The following is a 24,081-nucleotide window of genomic DNA, read 5'->3' as shown; positions in this document are numbered from 1 at the left end:
GCGCCGCGGCCAGCAGCCTGCGCGACAGCTCGGTCCGCGTCGCCTCCGCCTCGTCCGCCGCGATCGCGCCGCGCGCGATATCGGCGTCGAGCGTGGCGAGCTGGTCGCGGAAGATCACGACATCCTCTCCCCCCGCCGCTGCACCCGGCTGCGCCTTCAGCAGCGGCCGCACGAGCCACAGGGTCAGCGCCAGCGCCATCAGCACGCAGATCAGCCAGAAGATCATGAACCCACCCCGCAACTCAGATGCGCAACACAGGTACTGGTCGCACCAGTTCGCCGCAACGCCGTTATGTCACGCCATTACGCGAATGCGACGATTTGGTCGGGTTTGGGCCGCGTCCTGACGCAATTACGCGCTTGATCCGAGGGCACATTTGGCATCACGCAAGGGCATCGACCGACCGCCTTTCGGGAGCGCCGCCATGAAACGCTATTCTGCCTTCGCCATCGCGCGAGAAGCCTTCCGCCACCACCAGGGGTGGGAGCGGGCCTGGCGCAGTCCCGAGCCGAAACCCGAATACGACGCGATCATCGTCGGCGCGGGCGGGCACGGGCTGGCCACCGCCTATTACCTTGCCAAGAACCACGGCATCACCAACATCGCGGTGCTGGAGAAGGGCTGGCTCGGCGGCGGCAACACGGGCCGCAACACCACGATCATCCGCTCGAACTACCTCCAGCCCGGCTCGATGGCGATCTTCGAGAAGTCGCGTGGGCTCTACGAGGATCTCAGCCAGCAGCTGAACTACAACATCATGTTCTCGCCCCGCGGCGTGCTGATGCTCGCCCAGACCGAGCACGAGCTGCGCGCGTGGAAGCGGACGGCGCATGCCAACCGCATCGCGGGCATCGAGAGCGAGATGGTCGGTCCCGAGCGGATCAAGGAGATCGTCCCGATCATCGAGACCGCAGGCCCCCGCTACCCCGTCCTCGGCGGGCTGTGGCAGGCGCGCGGCGGCACCGCCCGCCACGACGCGGTCGCCTGGGGCTACGCCCGTGCGGCGAGCGCGCTGGGCGTCGACATCATCCAGAAATGCGAGGTCACAGGCATCGACCGTGACGCGAACGGCGTGACCGGCGTGCAGACCTCGAAAGGCCCGATCCGCACCAAGAAGCTCTGCATCGTGGTCGCAGGCAATTCCGGCGTGCTGGCCGAGATGGCCGGTTTCCGCCTGCCGGTGGAATCCGTGGCGCTTCAGGCGCTCGTCTCCGAACCGATCAAGCCCTGCATGGACTGCGTCGTCATGGCCAACACCGTGCACGGTTACATGAGCCAGTCCGACAAGGGCGAGATGGTCATCGGCGGCGGCGCGGACGGCTTCAACAACTACACCCAGCGCGGCTCCTTCCAGCATATCGAGGAGACGGTGCGCGCACTGGTGGAGACCTTCCCGATGATCTCCCGCCTCAAGATGCTGCGGCAATGGGGCGGCATCGTCGACATGACCGGCGACCGCTCGCCCATCATCGGCACCACGCCCGTGCCCGGCATCACCATCAACTGCGGTTGGGGCACCGGCGGGTTCAAGGCGATCCCCGGCTCGGGCTGGGCGACGGCGGAACTCGTGGCGGACGGCGCGCCGCGCGCACTCGCGGCGCCCTTCTCGCTCGACCGGTTCACGCAAGGCCGCATGATCGACGAATCCGTCGCGGCGGCGGTCGCGCACTGATGAAGCGGGCGCTCCACATGGCGCACGCGCGTGGCCGTCGCATGCCTTTCCCCGGTGCGACGGAACGCGGCAGCCTGTCGCACGTTGTCGACCCGCAAAGGTCAAGTGCAACGGAGATAACGCAATGGCTGACAACAACATCAATAACAGCGGCGGCAATGGCGGCGGCGGGGCCCAGTGGTTCATCATCGGCGGCCTCGTCGTCGCGGTGCTGGTCATCGCGTTCCTGTTCCTCGGCGGTGACCCCGATCCTGTCGCGACCGACACGGGCGGCAGCGACACGAACATCACCGTCGATGCCGATGTCGATGCGGGTGCCGATGCAGGTGCCGGTTCCGATGCGGGCGTTGACGCCGACCCCGGCACCGATACTGACACCGGCGGCGATGTCGAGGCCGATGCCGACGCGGGCGCAGACGCGGATGTGGACGCCGGTGGCGCATCCGCAGATGCAGACGCCGAAGCCGACGCGGACGTCGAAAACAACTGAGACCGCAGGGATCGCGCGCCGGACCGGCGCCGTCCTTCCTCATGACCCCCGGCCGCGCATGACGGAACGTCGCGCGCGGCCGCACGTTGTTCGCCGAGAGATCAATCGGAGGACGACGCCATGCCCGACAGTCACAACACCCCTGATCCGCAGACCCGCCGCCCACGCTGGCTTCTGCCCGTGCTCGGGGCCATCGCCGTTCTTCTCATCCTCCTTTGGCTCCTTTCAGGGGACAACGGCGCTGACACTGTCGACGATCCGGGGCTCGAAACCGGGGCCGTCGGCACCGATGCCGAGGATTCCCGCCCCGAGGCCGAGCCCGCACCCGGTGGCGAGGAAAACACCGGCGTTCCCGAGGATGGCGAAGCCGAGGTCGAGGGCGACTGACCCCCGCGACGCATCGGCGCAATCGCGCGCCGATGCTCTCATCCGCGTGAACTTCCCGGCGCAGCGCTACGTTGTCTTGGTATCTGACCACGACGACAGCGGAGCACAGGCATGGCCGACCCACACGAGCACGACGATTCCAGCAGCGAGATGCGCCCCACCGGCCGCGATTCGACCGGACGGTGGATGGCCGTCCTGGCCGCGGGCGGCGCGTCGCTGCTCGCCATCATCATCATCTTCATGGTCCTGTTCGAAGACGAGGAGTCGATCAGCGTCGACTCCGATGTCGGAGAGATCGAGGCCAACGAAACCACAGACTGACATAGCGGGGCCCCACCGCCCCGAGAGCGGGAGGGCCCCATGCTGCACCTGACCTGTCCCAATTGCGGCGTCACCGGGGAGGAGACCGAATTCCACCCCGGCGGCGAGGCGCACCTCAAACGCTTCGGCCCCGGCTCGAGCGACGAGGATTTCCGCGACTACCTCTTCCAGCGCGAGAACCCGCGCGGCGTCCATTTCGAGCGCTGGCGTCACCAGTTCGGCTGCGGCAAGTGGTTCCACGCCGCGCGCGACACCCGCACGCTGGAGGTGTTCGGCACCTACACCGCGCAGACCTCGACCGTCCCCGACGACATCATCGCCGCCGTCAAGGCGCGCCGCCCGGATTGGGAGCCTGAAGCATGAGCAGCCGTCTGCCCCGCGGCGGTCGCCTGATCGACCGCTCGACCAAGATCGACTTCACCTTCGACGGACGCCGGATGCAGGGCCATCCCGGCGACACGCTGGCGAGCGCGCTGCTCGCGGCCGACCAGGTCCTGATGGGCCGGTCCTTCAAGTTTCACCGCCCCCGCGGCGTCGTCGCCGCCGGACCGGAGGAGCCCAACGCCCTGATGGGCATGAACGAAGGCCCCCGGTTCGAGCCGAACCAGCGCGCGACGCTGGCCGAACTGCATCCCGGCCTCAAGTCCGAAAGCCAGAACGCCTGGCCCAGCCTCGACACCGATATCGGTGTGGTGAATGCCTACATGTCCCGCTTCTTCCCCGCGGGCTTTTACTACAAGACCTTCATGGCCCCTCGCGCCGCGTGGAAGCACCTGTTTGAGCCGGTGATCCGCAAGGCGGCTGGTCTGGGCAAGGCCCCGACCCAACCTGATGCCGACCGCTACGAGCATTTCTACGCCTATGCCGATGTCGTCGTCGTGGGCGGCGGCATGGCCGGGCTGCAAGCTGCGCTCGAGGCAGGCCGCAGCGGTGCCCGCGTCCTGCTGATGGAGCAGACCGGCCATATCGGCGGTCGCCTGCTGACCGACCCGGTGGAGATCGACGGGCAATCCTCCGACGACTGGATCGCCGCCACGGTGGCCGAGCTGGAGGGGATGGAGAACGTCACCATCCGCACCCGCCTGATGGGGGCGGGGGTCTACGACCACGGCTACCTCACGGCCTATGAGCGGCTGACCGACCATCTCGCGGATGGGGACGGCCCCCGCCACCGCCTGTGGCGCATCCGCGCGGGCCGCATCGTCACCGCGACCGGCGCGATCGAGCGTCCGCTCAGCTTCGCGGGCAACGACGTGCCGGGTGTGATGCTGGCCGCCGCCGTGCGTGATTACGTAGCGCTCTACGGGGTCAGCCCCGGCGACCGCACGGTGGTCGTCACCAACAACGACGACGCCTATCGCACCGCGATCGCCTTGAAGAAGGCCGGTCTCGACGTGCCGCTGATTCTCGACAGCCGCGCCGCCGCGATCGGCGCGCTGCCCAAGCAGGCACGCGAGCTCGGCATTCGGGTCGAGGTCGGGCGCGGCATCGCCTCCGTCAAGGGCGGCAAGCGCGTGCAGGCTGTCGAGATCTGCGCGATGGCGGGCGAAGGTTCGGTGCAGGAAACCGTGCCCTGCGACGTGGTCGCCATGTCCGGTGGCTGGTCGCCGGTCGTCCACCTCTGGTCCCATTGCGGTGGCAAGCTGACCTGGAACGAGGCGGAGGCGCATTTCGCCCCCGATCCCCAGCAGCCCCCGACCGGCAGCGACGGGCAGGGCTTCGTCGTGACCGCCGGGGCCGCCTCCGGCGCGTTGATCGCCGACGAGACCATGCGCGATGCCGCGGAGGCAGGCCGCAAGGCTGCCGAAGCGACCGGCCACACCCCCGCCGACGGCACCGCGCCGACGGTCACGGTCGAGCCGCAGGAACCGCTGGAGGCCGTCTGGATGATGCCGGCCGGTGCGCCCTACAAGCTGCGCTCGAAGGCCTTCCTCGACTACCAGAACGACGTGAAGGTCTCGGACGTGCAACTCGCCGCGCGCGAGGGGTTCGAGAGCGTCGAGCACGCCAAGCGCTACACCACGCTCGGGATGGCGACCGATCAGGGCAAGCTTTCCAACATCAACGGGCTCGCCATCCTCGCCGACAGCCTCGGCGCGTCGATTCCGCAGGTCGGCACGACGACCTTCCGCCCGCCCTATGTGCCGATCTCGATGGGCTCCATCGCGGGTGAGGCGCGGGGGCCGATCTTCAAGCCGATGCGCAAGTCGCCGATGGACGACTGGCACGACGCGAACGGCGCGCATTGGGAGCCGGTCAGCGACTGGCGCCGCCCCTACACCTACCTGCGCGACGACGAGGGCATACACGACTCCGTCAACCGCCAGATCCGCAACACGCGTGAGAATGTCGGCCTGCTCGACGCCTCGACGCTGGGCAAGATCCTGGTGAAGGGGCCGGATGCGGGCAAGTTCCTCGACCTCATCTACACCAACATGATGTCGAGCCTGAAGCCGGGCCGCTGCCGCTATGGCCTGATGTGCACGGAAAACGGCTTCCTCTTCGACGACGGCGTCGTGGTGCGGCTGAGCGAGGACGAGTTCCTGTGCCACACCACCTCCGGCGGCTCCGACCGGGTGCATGGCTGGATGGAAGAATGGCTCCAGACCGAGTGGTGGGACCTCCAGGTCTACACCGCCAACGTGACCGAGCAGTTCGCGCAGGTCGCCGTGGTCGGGCCGAAGGCACGCGATCTTCTCGAAAGCCTTGGCGGTGACATGGACCTCAGCCGTGAAGCGCTGAGCTTCATGGGCATGGCCGAAGGCGATCTGGGCGGCATCCCCGCCCGCGTGTTCCGCATCTCCTTCTCGGGCGAGCTGAGCTACGAGATCGCGGTGCCCGCCAGCTATGGCCGCGCCTTCTGGGACCTGTTGCTGGAGAAAGGCGCCCCCTTCGGCGTCATGCCCTACGGCACCGAAGCTCTGCACGTCATGCGGGCCGAGAAGGGCTTCATCATGATCGGGGACGAGACCGACGGTACGGTGACGCCGCAGGACCTCGCGCTCGGCTGGGCCGTGTCGAAGAAGAAGGAGGACTTCATCGGCAAGCGCGCGATGCAGCGCTCCGACCTGACCCGGCCCGACCGCAAGCAGCTCGTCGGCCTCTTCACCGAGGATGGCTCGGTCGTGCTGCCCGATGGCGCCCATGCGGTCGAGGGCAAGGACGAATACGGCAATCCGCACACGATCGGCCATGTCACCTCGACTTATTACAGCCCGACGCTCGACCGCTCCATCGCGATGGCGCTGATCGAGCAGGGGTCCGAGCGGATGGACGAGGTGCTGGAGTTTCCGATCAGCGCAACCGAGACGGTGAAGGCCCGCGTGGTCGATCCGGTCTTCTACGACAAGGACGGGGAGCGGCAGAATGTCTGATCCGATAACCGCGCTCGACGGCGCGCATTTCGCAGGCGACGTGACGGTGCAGGACGCAGGCCTGACCGGCATGGTCGCGATCCGCGGCGATTTCGGAGCGGACGCTTTCCGCAGCGCCGTATCCGACGTCACCGGCCATGCCATGCCCGACACGCGCGGCATGGTGGGCGACGCGACCGGCGGACTCGCCTGGATGAGCCCGGATGAGCTGATGCTGTTCTGCGGTTACGCCGAGGCGGAGATGCTGGCCGCCAAACTGCGGGAGGCGCTGGCGGGCACGCATCACATGGTCACGGTCCTGTCCGACGCCCGCGCGGTGATCCGCCTGCACGGCGACACCGTGCGCGAGGTGCTGGCCAAGGGCGCGCCGGTGGACATGGCCACCTTCGGCACCGGAGAGATCCGCCGCACGCGGCTGGGCCAGGTCGCCGTCGCCTTCTGGCTGACCGGCGAGGACGCGGCCGAACTGGTCTGCTTCCGCTCGGTCGCGGGCTTCGTCTTCGAATGGCTGAGCACGGCGGCCCGCAAGGGCGGACGCGTGGGGTATCTGGTCTAGAGCCATCGAGCGAGGCGGCAGTACACATGTCGCCTCCTCCACTTTCCGACGCGCCGACAGAGCGCATCGGCGGGTCGCGGTGCGGCGATCCACCCTGTGTGCATAGCACTTTATGCCAGCCAAATCCGCAAGACCTCGCCACGTTGCGCCTGCATCGACCAAATCGCCGAGCCGGGGGGCGGGTCACGCCGTAGGCGTGCCTTCGGCACGACCGATGCGCGGCGGGCTTCGCCCTCGACTCCGCGCGGCTCCGAGTCGCGTCGTGGGTTCTCAGGATCAAGGGGCTCCGGCTCAAGGCCGGAGCGGCGGCCGAGCATAAGGCCTATCCCGTCCCGGACTTGATCCGGGACCTCGCTCGACAAACCGCCTCCGCATCCACTGAAGGCGATGGCATCCGACACCCCACACGACCCGGCGTTCCAAACCGCTTCGCCTTGACCTCCCGCGCGCGCTGCCCGATGCTCCCTGCCAGTCAATCCGTCAACAGGGACGACCATAGATGAAAAAGATCATTCTCACGACGCTCGCCACGCTGACCGCGGGCGCGGCTTTCGCTCAGGAACTCGACATCTGTGTCGAGGGCGCCTACCCCCCGTTCTCCTACACCACCGATTCCGGTGAGGTCGAAGGCTTCGACATCGACGTGGCCAACGCGCTCTGCGCCGAGATGGGCCGCGAGTGCACGATGGTGAAGACCGACTGGGACGGCATCATCCCCGCCCTGCTCGAGGACAAGTGCGACGCGATCATCGCCTCCATGTCCATCACCGAGGAGCGCCGCCAGGTCATCGACTTCTCCGAGAAGTATTACCAGACCCCCGCGATCTTCGTGGCCGAGGAAGGCCGCTTCGCGGATGACAGCGCCGAGACGCTGGCCGACGCGGTCGTGGGCGTGCAGCGCGGCACGATCCACCAGAACTTCATGGAAGGCGAGTACCCGGACGTGGAACTGCGCCTCTACAGCGCGCAGGACGACGCCTATCTCGACCTCGCGGCGGGCCGGATCGACGCGATCATGGCGGATTCCATCGCGATGGATGACGGCTTCCTCAAGACCGACGCGGGCGAGGGCTATGCCTTCGTGGGCGAGGGCTACTCGATCCCCGAATATCACGGCGACGGTGCCGGCATCGGCGTGCGGCAGGAAGATACCGAGCTGCGCGACGAGTTCTCCGCCGCGATCCAGGCGATCATCGCCTCGGGCGAGTACGGCCAGATCGCCGAAGAGTATTTCGATTTCGACATCTATGGCGGCGGCGGCGACGAGTCCTGAGCCGTTCGTGATGCAATGACCGGGGCCGGCGGGGCGACCTGCCGGCCTCTGCTTTGAGGGTCTGGACCTGATGGATCAGGTAATCGCCTACCTCCCCCTGTTGGCCGAAGGGTTCGGCATCACGGTCGCGATGGCCGTGCTGGCCATGATGCTCGCCTGCCTGATGGGCGCGCTCGGGGCCTGGGGGCGGCTGTCGAAGGGCCGCATCGGCCCGGCCATCGTGCTCGCCTACACCACGCTGGTGCGCGGGGTGCCGGATCTGGTGCTGATCCTGATCTTCTACTTCTCCGGCCAGCGGCTGATGAACACGATCACCAACGCCGCGGGGTGGGAGCGGATCGACGTCTCGCCCTTCCTGTCGGGCACGCTGACCATCGGCTTCATCTACGGCGCCTACCTTGCCGAGACCTTTCGCGGTGCGGCGATGGCGGTGGACAAGGGGCAGGGCGAGGCCGCGACGGCGCTGGGGCTGAAGCCCTTTCAGACCCTGCGGCTGGTCACGCTCCCCCAGATCATCCGGCAGGCGCTGCCGGGGACTATGAATGTCTGGATGGTGCTGACCAAGTCGACCGCCGTGGTCTCGATCATCGGTCTCAGCGATCTCGTCGGCATCTCGGTCGACGCGGGCCGCTCCACGCGGCAGTTCTTCTGGTTCCTGATAGCGGCCTTCATCGGCTACCTCATCATCACCTGGGTCAGCGAACGCGTCTTCGCCTGGGCCGAACGGCGCTACGACCGGGGGTTCGCCGATGCGCGCTAGGAAAGGGCGAGGCCGGGTGGTCGAAGGACGTGTAAGCGGAAGTGGGGGCGATCATGCGGTTTGACCTCCTCCTCGAACGCTGGCCGCTCTTCCTCGAAGGGGTCTGGGTCACGCTGCACCTGACGGCGCTCGCCATCGCCATCGGGTTCCTCATCGCGCTTCCCTGCGCGCTGATCCGCACCGCGAAGGTGCCCGTCGCCGACCAGATCGTGCGCGGCTATGTCTACGCCTTCCGCGGCACGCCGCTTCTGGTGCAGCTTTACCTCTTCTACTACGGCCTGTCGCAGTTCGACTGGGTCCGCGACAGCTGGGCCTGGGACATCTTGCGCGAGCCGTGGTGGTGCGCGCTCATCGCCTTCTCATTGAACTCCGGCGCCTACGCGACCGAGATCCTGCGCGGCGCCATCGCCCGCACGCCCAACGGGCAGGTGGAGGCGGCCTATGCGCTGGGGCTCAAGACGATGCTGGTCTACGGGCTGGTCGTGATCCCTTCGGCCCTGCGCCGCTCGATTCCGCAATATGGCAACGAGATCGTGTTCATGATGCATGGCTCGGCCATCGCCAGCGTCATCACCGTGACGGATATCCTCGGCGCCGCGCGGGAGTTCAACGGACGCTACTACCTGTCCTCCGAGGGCTTCTACACCGCGGCGGTGCTCTACGGTCTGTTGACGCTGATGATCGTCCTGATCTTCCGCGGACTCGAAGGCCGGTTCCTCAAACACATGCGTCGCGCCTAGCCATGCACTCGATGCATGGCGCGCGGGCAGCATTGTGCACTGCAAGATCAGCCGTGCTGACCTAACTTGATCTTCGAAGGATGCAGCGACGCATCGACGATGAGACAGGTAAAGCACGATGACCGACGACAAACTGAACTTCAACGACGTCCAATCCTGCATCGAGCGGGCCCACCAGATGCGCGCACAGGCCGTGCGCCAGGCCATGCGCTCGCTGGTCGACTGGGCACGGCTGCGCACCCGCGCGGGCGCTCCGAACCACGCCTGATCCCTTTGCCGGACCCCGAAAGGGCGGTGCCTCCGACACGGAGGCGCCGCCCTTCGTCTGTCTGGCTTTTTTCCGTCCGACCCTGTAGCGAGCCGAGCATGAGCATCGATCACGCCTCCCGCCCATCCGTCCGCCTGCGCCCCGGTCGCGCGCGCACCGTCCGCTTCGGCTTCCCTTGGGTCTATGCCGACGAGCTGGTGCTCGACCGGCGGACCAAGGCGCTCGCCTCCGGCACCATCGCCACGCTGGAGGATGCGGAGCGGCAGCCGATCGGCACCGTCACGGTCAACTCCGACAGCCGCATCCCCGCGCGGCTGATGGACCGCGACCCGGACGCCGCGATCGACCGTGACTGGCTGGCGGCGAAGCTGCGCTCGGCGCTCCATCTGCGGGACCGCCTGTTCAATGCGCCCTTCTACCGCCTGATCCATGCCGAAGGGGACGGGCTGCCTGGCGTCGTCATCGACCGCTTCGGCGACGCAGCGGTGATCCAGCCCAACGCCGCCTGGGCCGAGGCGATGTATTCCGATCTCGAAGCCGCGCTGATTGACGTGACGGGCGTGACCCGCGTGGTCAAGAACGCCTCCGGCCGTGCGCGCAAGCTCGAAGGGCTGGACGAGGAGAGCACCGTCACCACCGGCACGGTCGACGCGCCCGTCGAGGTGCGGATGAACGGTGCTAGCTATTTCGCCGATCTGACCGGCGGGCAGAAGACCGGGCTGTTCTACGACCAGCGGCCCAACCACGCCTTCGCAGCAAAGCTGGGGCAGGGGGCGGAGGTGCTCGATATCTTCAGCCATGTCGGCGGCTTCGGCCTCGCGGCCCTGGCGGCCGGGGCGACGCGCGCGCTGGCCGTGGACGGCTCCGCCCCCGCGCTGGAACTGGCGCAGGCGGGGGCCGAGGCGATGGGGGCCGCCGACCGGTTCGAGACCCGGCGCGGCGATGCGTTCGACACGATGGCGGCCCTGGCGCAGGAGGGCCGACGCTTCGGCCTCGTGATCTGCGACCCGCCCGCCTTCGCGCCGAACAAGCAGGCGCTCGACAAGGGGTTGCGCGCCTATGAGCGGGTGGCGCGGATGGGCGCGGCGCTGGTGGCGCCGGGCGGCTATCTCGTCCTGTGCTCCTGCTCGCACGCCGCCGATCTGGCGCGGTTCCGCGAGGTCAGCTTGCGCGGCGTCTCGCGGGCCGGGCGCGACGGGCAGGTGATCCACACAGGCTTTGCCGGACCCGACCACCCCACGCATCCGATGCTGGCGGAGACGGCCTATCTCAAGGCGCTGTTCCTGCGGCTCGCGTGATGCGGGCCGTGCTCGACGCCTGCGTGCTCTACCCCACGGTGTTGCGGGAGATTCTGCTGGGCGTGGCGGCGCGGGGCGATTTCGCGCCGGTCTGGTCGGAGCGGATCCTGGGGGAGTGGGCCCGCGCGGCGGAGCGGACGGGCGTGGGCGCGCAGGGGCGGGTCGAGATCGCGGGGGTCGAGGCGGCTTTCCCCGCGGGGAAAGTGTCAACGCCGCCGCGCGACGACCTGCACTTGCCCGACCCCGATGATGTGCATGTCCTCGCCACCGCGCTGGAGGCCGGGGCGCAGGCAATCATCACGCTGAACCTGAAGGATTTTCCGGCCCGCGCGCTCGGCCCCCACGGGGTCTATGCCACGGCGCCGGACGTCTTCCTGCTCGCCTGCCACGAGGAGGCCCCCGTTAACGATATCGTCGAGGCGGCGCGGGCAAAGGCGGAGCGGTTGTCGGGTGAGGAGGTGGCGCTGCGACCGCTCCTGAAGCGGGCCCGGCTGCCGCGATTGGGCAAGGCTCTGGCCTGAAAACCGTGTATGCGATGCGTATGGCATGCGTATGGAAAGCGTATGGCAGTTTTGCCGGCGCGGGGCAGTCCTCTCAGCGCAGCGCGGGCCGTTCGTTCCAGCCGCGAGCCAGCCGCTCGATCGCCTCGATGCGCTGCTCGGGATGCGGATGGCTCATCATCCAGGCGGGGGTCGCGGCCCCGGCGCTGCCGGTCAGGCGTTCAAGCTTGCGGAACAGGCTGCGCTGCGGACCGATGCCGAGGCCGATCTTGGTCATCAGGGCGGCGGCATAGGCATCCGCCTCGTATTCGTCGTTGCGGCTGAGCCGTGCCGACAGCGCCGTCATCAGCGCCTGCGCGATCCACGGGCCGACGAAGGGGACGAAGCGGCCGATGACGATCATCAGCACCATCCGAAGCGCGTTCTGCCCCGAATAGACGACCATGCGCCGCCGCGAATGGCCGAGTGCCACGTGCCCCAGCTCATGCGCGATGACGGAGGCCAGCTCCTCCGCCCGGACCTCGCCCGCGCGGTAGCGTTCGATGAAGCCGCGGGTGAGGAAGATCCGCCCGTCGGGGGCGGCGAGCCCGTTGATCACGGGCGTGTCCTGCACGAACACTTCGAGCCGGGGCAGGTCGAGCTCCCGCGCCATCCGGTCCACGAATTGCCGGATCAGCGGGTCCGTCAGCGGCTTCGACGTCGCATCGAGCCGCCGCGCCAGCCCCCAGGCGGAGAACTGGTACATCACGAAGCCGACGAGCGTGGCGATCAGAAGGGGCGCGAGCAGGGTCATGTGAGGACTGTGGGACGGATCGCACCGGGGTGCAATGCGGCGGGTTGGCCGATCCTCAACCCATGCCCCAGCCGCGTTCGAGCGCGCCGCGCAAGGCCGTGACGGCCTCCGCCCCGATCCGATCGGCCAGCTTGGCCTCGACCCGCGCGAGGGCGGCGCGGGCGGCGAGGGCAAGCCGCTCTCCCTCCGGGGTCATGGTGACGATCTTCGCGTTGCCGCGTGTGGGGTCGTCGCGCAGCACGACGAGGCCGAGCGCTTGGAGATCGCGCAGCCCGCGAGAGATCGCCTGACGCGAGACCTGCATCCGCTCGGCGATCCGGGTGGCCTGCGTCGTGCCGCAATCGAGATTGCCCATCAAGATGAGGTGACTCTCGCTCACGTGGTCGAAGCCGTCGGCGCGCAGGTCCGCGACCACGTCAGACAGCACGGACTGGCTCGCGGATTGCAGCAGAACGGTCAGCGGTATTGTCAACTTTGTTGACAAGACTGGGTCCTCCGGTATTGATGTCAAACATGTTTACAAGATGGAGGGCGCTATGACGAGACTGCAAAGCGTGCTGGTGGCCAATGCGGCAAGCTGTGTGGGGTTCGGGGCGCTGTTCCTCCTGTGGCCGACGGGCGTTTCGGGATTTCTCGGAAAGGTGCCGCCGGGAGTGTTGGTCCTGCTCGGGATCGGACTGATCGGGAACGGTCTTCACCTGGCCTATGCGGCGAAACGGGGCGCGGGGGCGGCGGAGGTGCTCTGGTTCTCGCTGCTCGATCTCGGCTGGTGGCTCGGCAGTTTGGGTCTGGTCGCATCGGGGATGTGGGTCGTGCGGCCCGGAGGCGTCGCAGCCTGTCTGGTGGTGGCGGTCTGCGTGGCGGCGCTCGGCCTCGTGCAACTGTTCGAGTTGGGGCGCGGGCGGGCCGGGCGCTCGGGGGCCGCGCATCTGCGGGCGATCGGGCGGTCGTGGCTGGTCTTGCCGCGCTGGGTGAAGGTGTGGCTGTGGGGGCTCAACGCGCTGTTCCTGCTCTCGCCTGTGTTTCTGCCGTGGGCCGAGGCGCAGGTGGTGCTACTGGCCTATGTGGCGAGCGGTCCGCTGCTAGCGGCTTTCGCCTTCGTCGAGGGCGGTCTGAGCCGCGCGATGGGGCTGGCGCATTTGATCCCCTGGGCACCGCTGCCGGTCTGGCTGGCGGGGTGGGGGGCGCAGCCCTATGCCGGTGTGCTGGCGGCGGCCGTGGCGATCTGCCTTGCCTTCGACCTCTACGATCTGGCGCGGTGGCTCAGGGGCGATCGCGCGGTGATGGGGTCAGGCTGAGGCGCTCGGCACGCCCAGCTGGTCGAGCAGGGCGTGCATCGGGGCGCTCAGATCGCCTTTGCCGTCCGCGGCAAGGACCTCCAGCCCGATCTCGGCGGCGTAGATCAGGCGGGCATGGGGGTCGGCGGGCAGGCCGGCCTCGCGCAGGCAGCCGCGCAGGAAATCCAGGCGCAGGTGATCGACCAGCGCGATCGTGGCGGCGACACGATCGTCGAAGCGACCCCATTCGCGCAAGGCGGGCTCGGCCATCGCGCCGCCATGCGCGGGGTCGAGCGTGCGGTCGAGGATGTCGGCCAGTGCGCGCAGCCGCGGCGCGCCGGGCGGCAGCTGCGACAGGGAGTCGATGATGGTCGTCGCGGCAGCGGCCTGCCAATGCTCCAGCATTGCGTCGCGCAAGGCGTCGGGTCCGTCGAAATGCCAGTAGAACGAGCCTTTCGTGGCCGTGAGCGTCCGGGCCAGCGGTTCGATCCGCAGCGCCTTTGGCCCACCGCTCGCGAGCGCGCGGAAGGCGGCGAGGATCCAGTCCGTCCGGGTCAGGCGGGGGCGGGTCATGGCCGCACCATACGGTTGCGTATGGATTCCGGCAAGATGATGTGCCAACCATACGCTACCGTATGGAATCGGAGGTCCAGCCCATGTCTCTCGCCCTGTCAGCCGCCGCGATCTTTGCCGCCGTCATCTGCCTGATCCATGTGATTGCAGGCGGGCGCGAGGTGCACGTGCCGATCCAGGCGCATGGACTGCCGCCCGGCCTGCGGGCCATCTCCGCCGTGCTGTGGCATGCGGTGACGGTGATCCTGATCGTGATGGCCGGCGCGACCGCGTGGCTGGCCATGCGGCCCGAGCCGGGGCTGGCCGTGGCGCTGATCGCGATCTGCCTCGGCTGGGCGGGTCTGTTCGTCTGGTACGGGCTGCGCCAGCTCGGCACGGTGCGCGACATGCCGCAATGGGGGCTGTTCCTGGCGCTCGCCGGGCTGATCGGCTGGGGGATGTGGGGCTAACGCACCAGTTCCTTCATCCCGCGCTCTAGCCCTTCGAGGGTCATGGGGACCATGCGCTCGGGGAAGAGCTGCTGGATCATGCGGATCGAGTGGGTGTAGGGCCAGTGCGCCTCCGGCACCGGGTTGATCCACAGGCTCGCGGGCCAGTGTTCGCGCGCGCGGGTCAGCCAGACATGGCCGGCCTCGGGGTTCCAGTGCTCGTTGGCACCGCCGGGATGAGCGATCTCGTAGGGGCTCATCGAGGCGTCGCCGACGAAGATGCAGCGATAGTCCGAGCCATAGGTGCGCAGCACGTCCCAGGTCGGGATCTGCTCGGACCAGCGGCGGGAATTGTCCTTCCAGACGCCTTCGTAGAGGCAGTTGTGGAAGTAGAAATGCTCCAGATGCTTGAATTCCGCCCGCGCGGCGGAGAACAGCTCCTCCACCACCTTCACATGCGGGTCCATCGAGCCGCCGACATCGAGGAACAAGAGCACCTTCACCGCATTGCGCCGCTCGGGCCGGGTCTTCACGTCGATATAGCCGTGCTCGGCGGTGGCGCGGATGGTGCCTTGCAGGTCCAGCTCTTCGTCTGCGCCATCGCGGGCCCAGCGGCGCAGACGCTTGAGCGCGACCTTGATGTTGCGGGTGCCCAGCTGGCGCGTGTCGTCGAAATCGCGGAATTCGCGCTTGTCCCAGACCTTGACCGCGCGCTGGTGGCGGCTGTCCTTCTGGCCGATGCGCACGCCCTCGGGGTTGTAGCCATAGGCGCCGAAGGGGGAGGTCCCGGCGGTGCCGATCCATTTGCTGCCGCCCTGATGGCGTTTCTCCTGCTCGGCCAGCCGCTCGCGCAGCTTTTCCATCAGCGCGTCGAAGCCGCCCGCGGCCTCGACCTCGGCCATTTCCTCGGGCGTCAGGTGCTTCTCCGCCATCTTGCGCAGCCACTCGTCGGGCAGGGCGCGCGGGTCGATGATGTCGTCGAGACTGATCGCCTCCATCCCGTTGAAGGCATGGGCGAAGACCTGGTCGAAGCGGTCGATGTTGCGCTCGTCCTTCACCAGCGCCGCGCGGGCGAGGTGGTAGAACGCCTCGACATCGTATTGCACGACGCCCCGCTCCATCGCTTCCAGCAGCGTCAGGTACTCGCGCAGGGAGACGGGGAGTTTCGCAGTTCGCAGGGCGTCGAAGAAGCGCAGGAACATCAGAACACGTAGATGCGGAAGAAGTAGAACACGGCCAGCACGAAGACCGTCAGGGCCACGAAGGCGAAGCCGTGGCCCAGCCCCCAGGCGACCATGTCGGCCGCGGTGCCGCCGCGCCGCTTGGCCCGGACCGCGCCGAAGAGGATGCCGACGAGGCCGATCAGGATGGCATACATGGCGGGGCTCCGTTGCTCAGGCGTCGGGTTCGTTCTGGGCAGGATGACGGCGGAGCGCAAGGGCGGCGTTGCGTCGCGTCTAGACCAAGGCCGCGATCTGGAAATAGGCGACAACGACCGCCACGCCGAGAACGATCGCAGCCCACAGCCAGTGCAGGATGCGGACAGGTCGGCTTTCCGGACTGCCGAAGAGCCGCCGCGGCAAGGAGGAGATCCACTCTTCGAGGTGTGGAATCTTCACCTCTGGTACTTGATGAAATCGGTCTTGGCGGCCACGCGGTCGTAGAGCTGGCGCGCGGTGGCGTTGCCCTCCTGCGTCAGCCAGTAGACCGTGGGCGCGCCCGCGCGGTCGGCGGCCTGGTACACCGCCTCGATCAGTGCGCGGCCCGCCCCGGTGCCGCGCGTGGCGGGATCGACGAACAGGTCCTGCAGGTAGCACACGTTCTCCACCCGCCAGTTGTGCCGGTGAAAGAGGTAGTGCACGAGGCCGACGGGCCGGTCGCCGTCCACCGCCAGCACGCCGGAGAAATCCTGCGGATCGCCGCCGATCAGGCGGGCGAAGGTGGTGTCGTGGACCTCGTCCGGCACGCTCGCCTCGTAGAAGTCGAGATAGGCGGTCCAGAGCCGCTGCCACTCGGCGCGGTCGGAGGACTCAACGGGTCGGATGGTCAGGGTCATGCGGTCAGCCAGGCAAGTGTGAACAGGGTCAGGACGGAGGAGATCAGGATCGCCCGTGCGATCGTGTCGGTGCGCACGCCATATTGCAAGGCGATGACGAAGGGCATGGCCCCGCAAGGACCGGCGGCGACCAGGAGCGCGATGTCGGCCTTGTCCATATCGACCTCGAACGGCCACATGAGCGCGAGCAGCAGCAGCGGATGCACCGCGATCTTGATCGCGACGGTGGCCCAGGTGGCGGCGCCCGGCCTGCGGAAATCGGCCTGCGACATGATGATGCCGAGCGCGAAGAGGGACGCGGGCGGTGCCGCGCGGCCCACGAACTCGGCGAAGGTGAAGAGGCCTTGCGGCGCCAGCGAATCCGACGACCAGACGGCGAGCCCGGCCACGATGGCGATCAGGGCGGGGTTGCGCGCCAGCATCCCCGCGACGGCCAGCGGGCGCGCCGTGCCCGCCCGCAGGATGTCGAGGATCAGGATCGTCCCGCAGAACAGCACCGCCACGTCCCAGATGATGATGCCGGCGATGGCATAGGCCGCGTCCTCCCCGTAGATCCGCTCGGCGATCGGCAGAACGTAGAAGACGTGGTTGACGAAGGCGCAGGTCATGCCGATCAGCAGCGCCTCGCGCACGTCCCGGCCCAGCCTGCGCGCGACGAAGACGCCCAGCGCGTAGACCGCGATCTCGGACAGGGCATAGAGCCCGACCGCCCGCCAGTCGAAGCCCGCGAAGGGCGCGCGCGCCACGATGAAGAAGACCAGCGCCGGTTGCGCCACGAAGAACACGAAGCGGTTGAGCGTGCGCGCGAAATCCGTGTCGAACCAGTTGCGCGCGCCCGCGATCACCCCGATCCCGAGAATGGCGAAGATCGGCAGGATCGGATCGGCGAGGGTGGAGAGCATGATGGGGGTCCGGCGAAAGGCGCCCCCCATATGGCAGCAGCGCGCCCGTCAGATCAACGGGCGCGCTGCGCTATGGGTGCCGCCCCAACGGGAGTGCGTGGGGCGGCAGGTGAAACGGGGCGGGTTGCCCCCCCGGATGTCAGAGCGAGTTGATGAACTCGTCGACCTCCCGCTTCGCCTCCTCTTTGGAACGGCCGTAGCGCTCCTGAATCTTGCCTTCGAGCACCTCGCGGTTGCCCTCGGCCTGGTCGAGCTCGTCATTGGTAAGCTCGCCCCACTTGGCCTGGGCCTTGCCCTTGACCTGTTTCCAGTTGCCTTCGAAAATATCGTTATTCATTGCAAATCTCCTGTCACACCAAAAAATCGGGCGACGAAACTCTGTCGCCGCTCGATCAACGTGTCATCGGAGGAATCGTTCCCGACGACAGGGGCGCCGGGAACGATGGGGGGGCTAGGTGAGGCGCCTGCGCAGCACCCGTCTCATTGCGCGCCCATGCGCATCAGTTCGAGCTCCAGCCGCATCCGCTCCAGCTCCATCTCGTAGAGGCGGATGCAGTCGAGCCGTTGCGGCCGCTGACCCAGCGGGATCACCACGCGGGCATAGACGGTGCTGCCACGATCCCGGTCGTCGATCAGCAGAGAGTCGCGCCGCGTGTCGTCGGAGGCCGTCAGCCCGATGTCGAGATAGCTGCCCGAGCTGTTGATTGATTGTGAGCAGCGCGCGCCGCTGGCCGACTGGAAGCTGTCGCTGCCGCCCGATCCGCGCGGGGCACTAGGGAAGAAGAGACCGTCTGTGTCGCTCAGAGCCGTAGAGGTACCCGACATAAGTACCGCAAACGCGAGGCATGACGGTGCCCAGATCCTCGGTGCTGTGGGCGCAGAGTCTGACGGTGCGTTCATCCGAACCACCTCCGATGGTGAAGTTGAAGACGATCCGGCGCGAGGAGCGCGGCGGCACGACCAGCGTGCGCATCGGCAGGCTGGCCCCGGCGGCGGGGGTGCTGAGATCCCGCTCGTAGAGGTCGAGCCTGAACTCCATCGCGCGCGAGTAGGGGTTGATGACGTTGACGTAGAAGGCCTTGTCCCGCGAGGGGGTCGGACCTTCGTTGCGAAGCGGGGCGAGGCCCACGGCCAGGGCGGACGTGCCGCCGAGGCCGAGGGCGATGGCAAGCGCGAGCGCTACTCGCACGTCACCACGGTCCGCACGACATAGGTTCCAGCTTCGAACCCGCCGGTATCGGTGGCGCGCGCGCCCACGACGAGTTCGGTCAGCGGAAGTGTGGACACCGCGAAATTCGTCGACTGGTCGGTGAAGGCCTGATCGACCGCGGCCAGACCGGCGAGGCCGGTATACTTCACCTCGGTCGTCGGCGTGCCGAGATACTCGGTCGGCGCGCTTTCGAGCGAAGGCGCGCCGACCGTCACCGTGTTGGTGCCGACGGAGAGGATGGTGACGGTCGCACCGAGCGCGTTGTCCGAGGACAGCTCGGTCCCGTCGGTGTTGAGCGCCATCGTACCGGGGGTATCGACCGCGAGCGTGCAGCCTGCGACGACCGTTCCGGTGAAGTCCACGTTCTCGGCGAAGACCGGCAGGGTGGATCCTGCGATCGTCGCGATGGACAGGGTGAATGACGTGCGCATCGCCATGTGACGGAAACGTTCGCCCAGCAAGTAAACGCGTGGCTTCTGACCCGTAACATGGCAATATTCGACCAGTGACTTCCGAGCGGAAGCCGTCAACACTCTCTCAAGCATCGGTTTCTCTCCTTTGTATGGGAAGTCAGGCGGGGGGTATTGTGACTTCCGTCTTAATTATTAACACAAAACCACTAATTTCTGAACTGCGACCAAATCGGTTGACTTGGTCAATTTGTGGAAATCGCTGACCTTTTGGCGAAATGTGGATAAGTCGCTGACTTGCCACTCGTTTACGGAGGTTAACGGGCGGAGGCGCGTCAGGTGTCCCGCAAGCGCGGGACGCGTGCGACAATTTGGCTGTTCCGATGGAACGGCGGGGTGAGGAAATTTCCGCCCGTCCTGCTACGTGATTCGGCGACAGGCGACGGCTCCTGCGCCGGGCTGGACGATCGGGCCTTCCCCCCGAAGCGCGCGGCCCCTATTGCTGGGACCAGACCGACAGGAGGCCCTGCATGATCGTCGCCAGCTTCAACATCAATGGCGTGAAGGCGCGCCTGCCCGCCCTGCTGCAATGGCTGGAGGAGGAAAAGCCCGACGTCGTCGTGCTGCAGGAGATCAAGTCGGTGGACGAGGGCTTCCCGCGCGAGCCGATCGAAGACCTGGGCTACAATGTCGAGACGCACGGGCAAAAGGGCTTCAACGGCGTCGCGATCCTGTCGAAGATCCCGATGGAAGACGTGACCCGCGGCCTGCCGGGCGACGATGCGGACGAGCAGGCCCGCTATATCGAGGCGACGGTGGAGGGCATCCGCATCTGCGGGCTCTACCTGCCCAACGGGAATCCGGCGCCGGGGCCGAAGCACGACTACAAGCTGGCCTGGATGGCCCGGCTGGAGGCGCGGGCGGCGCAGCTGCTGGCCGAGGAGACGCCCTTCCTGATGACGGGCGACTACAACATCATCCCGCAGGCGGAAGACGCGGCGCGCCCCGATGCCTGGCGCGAGGACGCGCTGTTCCGGCTCGACAGCCGCACGGCTTGGCGGCGGATCGTGAACCTGGGCCTGACGGATGCGCTGCGGGCGGTGAACGCGGCGCCGGGCACCTATACGTTCTGGGACTACCAGGCCGGTGCCCGCCAGCGCGACGACGGCATCCGCATCGACCATTTCCTGCTGTGCCCGCGCACGGCCGACCGTTTGCAATCGTGCGAGATCGACGCCCATGTGCGCGACCGGGAGAAGCCCTCGGACCATGTGCCGATCAAGGTCGAGCTGCGCAATTAACCAAAATCCGGGCGATTGCCCGCAGGGCGTGAGTAACTGCTACACGCCGCACCTATCGCGTGTAAGATGCTGATATGAAATGGTTTTTACAGCTACAAAACGTCGCATCCGGCTGGCACTCATTCACCGATTTGAATTACAGCGGATGAATTCCCGGGCAATCCGGCGCGGGAATTCTGCGGAGTCCGCATGAGACTATTCAAAAAGAAATCCGACCAAGGTCAGGATCCGCGACTAGGAGAGGACAGGCCGCAACCGGCAGCACCGGTGCGGCAGGAGCCCTGGATGAGCCAGCGATCCCAACAGGAAAGACGTAGAATGAAGAACGAAGATATTGCCGCGCTCGAACAGCTCCAGGGGTTCCTCGGAGCGTGCATCGTGGATGCGGACTCGGGGATGATGATGGTGTCGCTCGGCGGCAGCTCCCTCGACCTCGAGGTCGCGGCCGCAGCGAATACCGAAGTGGTGAAGGCCAAGCAGCGCGCGATCCGCGAGCTGGGACTGGACGACTCGATCGAGGACATCCTGATCACGCTGGGCGGTCAGTACCACCTGATCCGTCCGCTCGGGATCAGCCCGATGGTGTTCATCTATCTCGCACTCGACCGCGAGAACTCCAACCTCGCGCTGGCGCGCCGTGCGCTGAAGACGGCGGAGCAGTCGGTCACCATGTAACGGGTCGACGGCGCTGCGGAACGGGGTCCGGTCGAAAGTCCGGACCCCGTTTCGCGTCAGGTGGTCACGTCCTCACCATAGAGCCAGTCCATCCGCCGTGCGGCGAGGGTGGGGGCGAGGCGGGCGGTGGCGCGCATGCCGGTGTGCAGGATCGGGCGCAGCGGCCCGCCGATGTGGTCGAGGCGGCCCTGGTTGCGGGCGGCCGCTTGCGCGCGGGTGGCGCGGGCCTTGCGTGACGCCTCGTAGCGGGGCAGGTCGGTGAGGGTTCGGGACAGCACCCACGCATCCTCCAGCGCCTGACTTGCCCCTTGCGCCAGGAAGGGCAGCATCGGGTGCGCGGCGTCGCCCAGCAGGACCAGCCGGTCGCGGTGCCAGCGGGGCAGGGGGGCGTGGTCGAAGTGGCCCCAGAGCTTGACCTCGCGCACCTGCGCCAGCAGCGCCTCGGCCTGCGCGTTCCAGCCGGCGAAGGCGGCGCGCAGGGCGTCGGGGTCGCCTTGCTGCGACCAGCCCTCCGCCTGCCAGTCCTGCTTGGTCACGGCGACGATGTTGTGCAGGCTGCCGCCGCGCAGGGGGTAGGCCACGAGGTGCCGGTCGGCGCCGGTGGTCAGCGTCGTGACCGGCGCCCCACCCTGGCCAGGCAGCAGCGCGCGCCAGGCGACATGGCCGGTGAAACGCGGCGCGCTGATCCCCGCCACGTGCGCGCGCAGGGCGGAGCGGACGCCGTCCGCGCCGACGATCAGGTCGAACCGCTCGGGGGAGGGCGTGTGGAGCAGGCCATCGGTGGCGTCCGCCCCGCCGATCTCGGTGCCGAGCCGCAAGGTAATGCCCGCGTCACGCACCGCATCGGCCAAAATGTCGATCAGGTCGGCGCGATGCAGGTTCAGCGGCGCATGGCCCCAGCGCGCGGCGGCGGCGTCCCCCATCTCGACCCGCATCAGCGGGCGCCCCGAGGCGGCGCGCATCTCCACCGCGTCGGGCACCACACCTGCCGAGCGGGCGGCGTTGGAGAGGCCGAGGGCGGCGAGCACCTTCATGCCGTTCGGGCCGATCTGGATGCCTGCGCCGACCTCGCCGAGCTCCGCGGCCCGCTCGAACACGGTTACCTCCGCACCCGTTCGCGCGCAGGCAAGTGCGGCGGCGAGCCCGCCGATCCCGGCGCCGACGATGGCGATCTTCATGGGCCTGTCCTCCAAAGCAAAGGGGCGGCCCCTCTCAAGGCCGCCCCTCTCATCCCTCTCGCGACCCGCTCAGCGGTCGTCGCGGTAGACCCGTTCCTTGCGCTCGTGCCGCTCCTGCGCCTCGAGGCTCATCGTGGCGATGGGGCGCGCGTCGAGCCGCTTGAGGCTGATCGGCTCCCCGGTCACGTCGCAATAGCCGTAGGAGCCGTCCTCGATCCGGCGCAGCGCGGCGTCGATCTTCGCTACCAGCTTGCGCTGGCGGTCGCGGGTGCGCAGCTCCAGCGCGCGGTCGGTTTCCTCGGAGGCGCGGTCGGCCACGTCGGGGATGTTGCGCGTGCCGCCTTCCTTCATGTCGGACACGGTGTCCTTGCTCTCGGCCAGAAGCTGGTTCTTCCACTCGATCAGCTTGCGGCGGAAATATTCGAGCTGCCGGTCGTTCATGAAAGGCTCGCTGTCCACCGGTACGTAATCGGACGCCAGAACCGTCTCAGCTTTCATCGTCTCACCCTACGTTGTCGTAGCGGTCGACCGGCACCTTGAAGGGCCTTGTCGAGCCGCCCCTGTCCCTCTGATGACCGGGGGAATACCCCCTCGCGCGCAGGTTGTCACGTGTTAATGGATTGGCCCCACGGACCAACGTGACAGGCGCGCGGCGTCGTGAACGGCGCGTGATCGGGGCTATGCGCGCGGTCGTGCCGCGACGGAGCGGGTTGTCATCCGCGCGCTCTTGCGCAAATCCTGCGACCGCCAGATGCCGCCGGGAGAGGGAGCCGCCCCATGCGTTTCGAGGGAACCGATGCCTATGTCGCCACGGGCGACCTGACCGTCGCGGTCAACGCCGCCATCGCGCTGGAGCGGCCGCTGCTGGTGAAGGGAGAGCCGGGAACGGGCAAGACCGAGCTCGCCCGCCAGGTCGCCTCCGCGCTTGGCGTGCCGATGCTGGAATGGACGGTGAAATCCACCACCAAGGCGCAGCAGGGGCTCTACGAATACGATGCCGTCTCCCGCCTGCGCGACAGCCAGCTGGGCGAGGAGCGGGTGCACGACGTCGCCAACTACATCCGCAAGGGGATGCTGTGGCAGGCCTTCGAGGCGGGCGAGCGCGTGGTCCTGCTGATCGACGAGATCGACAAGGCCGATATCGAGTTTCCCAACGACCTGTTGCAGGAGCTCGACCGGATGGAGTTCCACGTCTACGAGACGGGCGAGACGATCCGCGCGAAGCACCGGCCCATCGTCATCATCACGTCCAACAACGAGAAGGAGCTGCCCGACGCCTTCCTGCGGCGCTGCTTCTTCCACTACATCCGCTTCCCCGAGCCCGAGGTGATGGCGCGCATCGTCGACGTGCACTTTCCGGGGCTGAAGCAGAATCTGATCCGCGAGGCGCTGACCCAGTTCTACGAGATCCGCGAGACGCCGGGGCTGAAGAAGAAGCCCTCGACCTCCGAGGCGCTGGACTGGCTGAAGCTGCTGATGGTCGAGGATCTGGATGCCGAGGACATCCGCCGCGACGGCAAGGATGCGCTGCCGAAGCTGCACGGCGCGCTGCTGAAGAACGAGCAGGACGTGCACCTGTTCGAGCGGCTGGCCTTCATGACCCGGCGCGAGGGCCGCTAGGCCCTGCGGAAAGGCAAA

General features: G+C 67.7%; 33 protein-coding genes. 18 read left to right on the top strand and 15 right to left on the bottom strand.

What is annotated here, in order from left to right:
* Nucleotides 1-226: c-type cytochrome biogenesis protein CcmI (gene ccmI / locus RX333_RS14350; RefSeq protein WP_316015642.1), on the bottom strand; the 226-nt coding region annotated here is incomplete at its 3' end.
* 199 nt (nt 227-425) lie between these two features.
* On the opposite strand from ccmI, the gene RX333_RS14345 reads away from it, so the two are divergent.
* The 13 genes from RX333_RS14345 (at nt 426) to RX333_RS14285 (ending at nt 11,661) form a co-directional block, all read left to right on the top strand.
* A complete protein-coding gene (locus tag RX333_RS14345; protein WP_316015641.1) occupies nt 426-1,673 on the top strand; it encodes a sarcosine oxidase subunit beta family protein in 1,248 nt (415 codons plus the stop codon).
* Between the two features lie 124 nt (nt 1,674-1,797).
* Nucleotides 1,798-2,163: a hypothetical protein gene (locus RX333_RS14340; RefSeq protein WP_316015640.1), complete on the top strand. Its 366-nt coding sequence runs from the start codon at nt 1,798-1,800 to the stop codon at nt 2,161-2,163.
* 120 nt (nt 2,164-2,283) lie between these two features.
* A complete protein-coding gene (locus RX333_RS14335) occupies nt 2,284-2,550 on the top strand; it encodes a hypothetical protein (RefSeq protein WP_316015639.1) in 267 nt (88 codons plus the stop codon).
* Nucleotides 2,551-2,661: 111 nt separating this feature from the next.
* Nucleotides 2,662-2,871, top strand: a complete 210-nt coding sequence (locus RX333_RS14330) for a hypothetical protein (protein ID WP_316015638.1) — start codon at nt 2,662-2,664, stop codon at nt 2,869-2,871.
* A gap of 39 nt (nt 2,872-2,910) precedes the next feature.
* The gene (locus RX333_RS14325; protein ID WP_316015637.1) at nt 2,911-3,234 is read left to right on the top strand and encodes a sarcosine oxidase subunit delta; all 324 of its coding nucleotides are present in this window, start codon (nt 2,911-2,913) and stop codon (nt 3,232-3,234) included.
* Nucleotides 3,231-6,245, top strand: a complete 3,015-nt coding sequence (locus tag RX333_RS14320) for a sarcosine oxidase subunit alpha family protein (RefSeq protein ID WP_316015636.1) — start codon at nt 3,231-3,233, stop codon at nt 6,243-6,245. Before RX333_RS14325 ends, RX333_RS14320 begins: the two co-directional genes overlap by 4 nt.
* A complete protein-coding gene (locus RX333_RS14315) occupies nt 6,238-6,801 on the top strand; it encodes a sarcosine oxidase subunit gamma (RefSeq protein ID WP_316015635.1) in 564 nt (187 codons plus the stop codon). Before RX333_RS14320 ends, RX333_RS14315 begins: the two co-directional genes overlap by 8 nt.
* Before the next feature lie 499 nt (nt 6,802-7,300).
* A complete protein-coding gene (locus tag RX333_RS14310; RefSeq protein ID WP_316015634.1) occupies nt 7,301-8,074 on the top strand; it encodes a transporter substrate-binding domain-containing protein in 774 nt (257 codons plus the stop codon).
* A 70-nt stretch (nt 8,075-8,144) separates the two neighbouring features.
* The gene (locus tag RX333_RS14305; protein WP_316015633.1) at nt 8,145-8,834 is read left to right on the top strand and encodes an ABC transporter permease subunit; all 690 of its coding nucleotides are present in this window, start codon (nt 8,145-8,147) and stop codon (nt 8,832-8,834) included.
* 53 nt (nt 8,835-8,887) lie between these two features.
* Nucleotides 8,888-9,574 carry an ABC transporter permease gene (locus RX333_RS14300; protein WP_316015632.1) on the top strand — a complete coding sequence of 229 codons (687 nt, stop codon included), beginning with the start codon at nt 8,888-8,890 and terminating at the stop codon, nt 9,572-9,574.
* A 118-nt stretch (nt 9,575-9,692) separates the two neighbouring features.
* Nucleotides 9,693-9,842 (top strand): RSP_7527 family protein, encoded by a 150-nt coding sequence (locus RX333_RS14295; protein WP_316015631.1) that lies wholly within the window; start codon nt 9,693-9,695, stop codon nt 9,840-9,842.
* A gap of 98 nt (nt 9,843-9,940) precedes the next feature.
* Nucleotides 9,941-11,140, top strand: a complete 1,200-nt coding sequence (locus tag RX333_RS14290; protein ID WP_316015630.1) for an RSP_2647 family RNA methyltransferase — start codon at nt 9,941-9,943, stop codon at nt 11,138-11,140.
* Complete coding sequence (locus RX333_RS14285) at nt 11,140-11,661, top strand: RSP_2648 family PIN domain-containing protein (RefSeq protein ID WP_316015629.1); 522 nt, start codon at nt 11,140-11,142, stop codon at nt 11,659-11,661. The genes RX333_RS14290 and RX333_RS14285 overlap by 1 nt, the downstream gene beginning before the upstream one ends.
* Nucleotides 11,662-11,734: 73 nt before the next feature.
* Here RX333_RS14285 and RX333_RS14280 read toward each other — a convergent pair whose 3' ends face one another.
* Complete coding sequence (locus tag RX333_RS14280) at nt 11,735-12,433, bottom strand: M48 family metalloprotease (protein WP_316015628.1); 699 nt, start codon at nt 12,431-12,433, stop codon at nt 11,735-11,737.
* Nucleotides 12,434-12,488: 55 nt separating this feature from the next.
* Nucleotides 12,489-12,905 carry a MarR family winged helix-turn-helix transcriptional regulator gene (locus RX333_RS14275; RefSeq protein WP_316015627.1) on the bottom strand — a complete coding sequence of 139 codons (417 nt, stop codon included), beginning with the start codon at nt 12,903-12,905 and terminating at the stop codon, nt 12,489-12,491.
* A 64-nt stretch (nt 12,906-12,969) separates the two neighbouring features.
* On the opposite strand from RX333_RS14275, the gene RX333_RS14270 reads away from it, so the two are divergent.
* Nucleotides 12,970-13,731, top strand: coding sequence for a hypothetical protein (locus RX333_RS14270; RefSeq protein WP_316015626.1), 762 nt, complete (start codon nt 12,970-12,972; stop codon nt 13,729-13,731).
* Here the strand turns inward: RX333_RS14270 and RX333_RS14265 are convergent.
* Nucleotides 13,723-14,283, bottom strand: a complete 561-nt coding sequence (locus RX333_RS14265) for a TetR/AcrR family transcriptional regulator (protein ID WP_316015625.1) — start codon at nt 14,281-14,283, stop codon at nt 13,723-13,725. The two genes, RX333_RS14270 and RX333_RS14265, sit on opposite strands and share 9 nt — an antisense overlap.
* A gap of 83 nt (nt 14,284-14,366) precedes the next feature.
* Here RX333_RS14265 and RX333_RS14260 point away from each other — a divergent pair, with 83 nt between their 5' ends.
* Nucleotides 14,367-14,732, top strand: a complete 366-nt coding sequence (locus RX333_RS14260; protein ID WP_316015624.1) for a hypothetical protein — start codon at nt 14,367-14,369, stop codon at nt 14,730-14,732.
* Here RX333_RS14260 and RX333_RS14255 read toward each other — a convergent pair.
* The 9 genes from RX333_RS14255 to RX333_RS14215 form a co-directional block, all read right to left on the bottom strand.
* On the bottom strand, nt 14,729-15,913 hold the full coding sequence (locus RX333_RS14255; RefSeq protein ID WP_316015623.1) for a VWA domain-containing protein: 1,185 nt from the start codon (nt 15,911-15,913) through the stop codon (nt 14,729-14,731). The genes RX333_RS14260 and RX333_RS14255 overlap by 4 nt on opposite strands.
* Nucleotides 15,913-16,089: a hypothetical protein gene (locus RX333_RS14250; RefSeq protein WP_316015622.1), complete on the bottom strand. Its 177-nt coding sequence runs from the start codon at nt 16,087-16,089 to the stop codon at nt 15,913-15,915. The genes RX333_RS14255 and RX333_RS14250 overlap by 1 nt, the downstream gene beginning before the upstream one ends.
* Before the next feature lie 79 nt (nt 16,090-16,168).
* The gene (locus RX333_RS14245) at nt 16,169-16,330 is read right to left on the bottom strand and encodes a hypothetical protein (RefSeq protein ID WP_316015621.1); all 162 of its coding nucleotides are present in this window, start codon (nt 16,328-16,330) and stop codon (nt 16,169-16,171) included.
* Entirely contained in the window at nt 16,327-16,767 is a 441-nt protein-coding gene (locus tag RX333_RS14240) for a GNAT family N-acetyltransferase (RefSeq protein WP_316015620.1), read from the bottom strand. Before RX333_RS14240 ends, RX333_RS14245 begins: the two co-directional genes overlap by 4 nt.
* Complete coding sequence (locus RX333_RS14235) at nt 16,764-17,669, bottom strand: AEC family transporter (RefSeq protein ID WP_316015619.1); 906 nt, start codon at nt 17,667-17,669, stop codon at nt 16,764-16,766. Before RX333_RS14235 ends, RX333_RS14240 begins: the two co-directional genes overlap by 4 nt.
* Nucleotides 17,670-17,808: 139 nt before the next feature.
* Complete coding sequence (locus RX333_RS14230; RefSeq protein ID WP_316015618.1) at nt 17,809-18,006, bottom strand: CsbD family protein; 198 nt, start codon at nt 18,004-18,006, stop codon at nt 17,809-17,811.
* A gap of 143 nt (nt 18,007-18,149) precedes the next feature.
* Nucleotides 18,150-18,494, bottom strand: a complete 345-nt coding sequence (locus RX333_RS14225; protein WP_316015617.1) for a hypothetical protein — start codon at nt 18,492-18,494, stop codon at nt 18,150-18,152.
* A complete protein-coding gene (locus tag RX333_RS14220; RefSeq protein ID WP_316015616.1) occupies nt 18,442-18,858 on the bottom strand; it encodes a hypothetical protein in 417 nt (138 codons plus the stop codon). Before RX333_RS14220 ends, RX333_RS14225 begins: the two co-directional genes overlap by 53 nt.
* Complete coding sequence (locus RX333_RS14215; RefSeq protein ID WP_316015615.1) at nt 18,849-19,310, bottom strand: hypothetical protein; 462 nt, start codon at nt 19,308-19,310, stop codon at nt 18,849-18,851. The genes RX333_RS14220 and RX333_RS14215 overlap by 10 nt, the downstream gene beginning before the upstream one ends.
* Before the next feature lie 509 nt (nt 19,311-19,819).
* On the opposite strand from RX333_RS14215, the gene xth reads away from it, so the two are divergent.
* Nucleotides 19,820-20,590, top strand: a complete 771-nt coding sequence (gene xth / locus RX333_RS14210) for an exodeoxyribonuclease III (RefSeq protein WP_316015614.1) — start codon at nt 19,820-19,822, stop codon at nt 20,588-20,590.
* 318 nt (nt 20,591-20,908) lie between these two features.
* Nucleotides 20,909-21,265, top strand: a complete 357-nt coding sequence (locus RX333_RS14205; protein ID WP_316015613.1) for a hypothetical protein — start codon at nt 20,909-20,911, stop codon at nt 21,263-21,265.
* Nucleotides 21,266-21,321: 56 nt separating this feature from the next.
* On the opposite strand, the gene RX333_RS14200 is transcribed toward RX333_RS14205, so the two are convergent.
* Both RX333_RS14200 and dksA read right to left on the bottom strand, forming a co-directional pair.
* Nucleotides 21,322-22,443: an FAD-dependent monooxygenase gene (locus RX333_RS14200; protein WP_316015612.1), complete on the bottom strand. Its 1,122-nt coding sequence runs from the start codon at nt 22,441-22,443 to the stop codon at nt 21,322-21,324.
* Between the two features lie 69 nt (nt 22,444-22,512).
* Nucleotides 22,513-22,941 carry an RNA polymerase-binding protein DksA gene (dksA, locus tag RX333_RS14195; RefSeq protein ID WP_316015611.1) on the bottom strand — a complete coding sequence of 143 codons (429 nt, stop codon included), beginning with the start codon at nt 22,939-22,941 and terminating at the stop codon, nt 22,513-22,515.
* A gap of 279 nt (nt 22,942-23,220) precedes the next feature.
* Between dksA and RX333_RS14190 the strand changes: the two genes are divergently transcribed.
* On the top strand, nt 23,221-24,063 hold the full coding sequence (locus RX333_RS14190) for a MoxR family ATPase (protein ID WP_316015610.1): 843 nt from the start codon (nt 23,221-23,223) through the stop codon (nt 24,061-24,063).
* Nucleotides 24,064-24,081 lie beyond the last annotated feature (18 nt).

This window comes from Roseobacter sp. HKCCA0434, assembly GCF_032464675.1.
Lineage (GTDB): Bacteria > Pseudomonadota > Alphaproteobacteria > Rhodobacterales > Rhodobacteraceae > Pontivivens.
The sequence above is the reverse complement of the archived record's forward strand: the minus strand, read 5'-3'. Positions and strand labels throughout refer to the sequence as shown.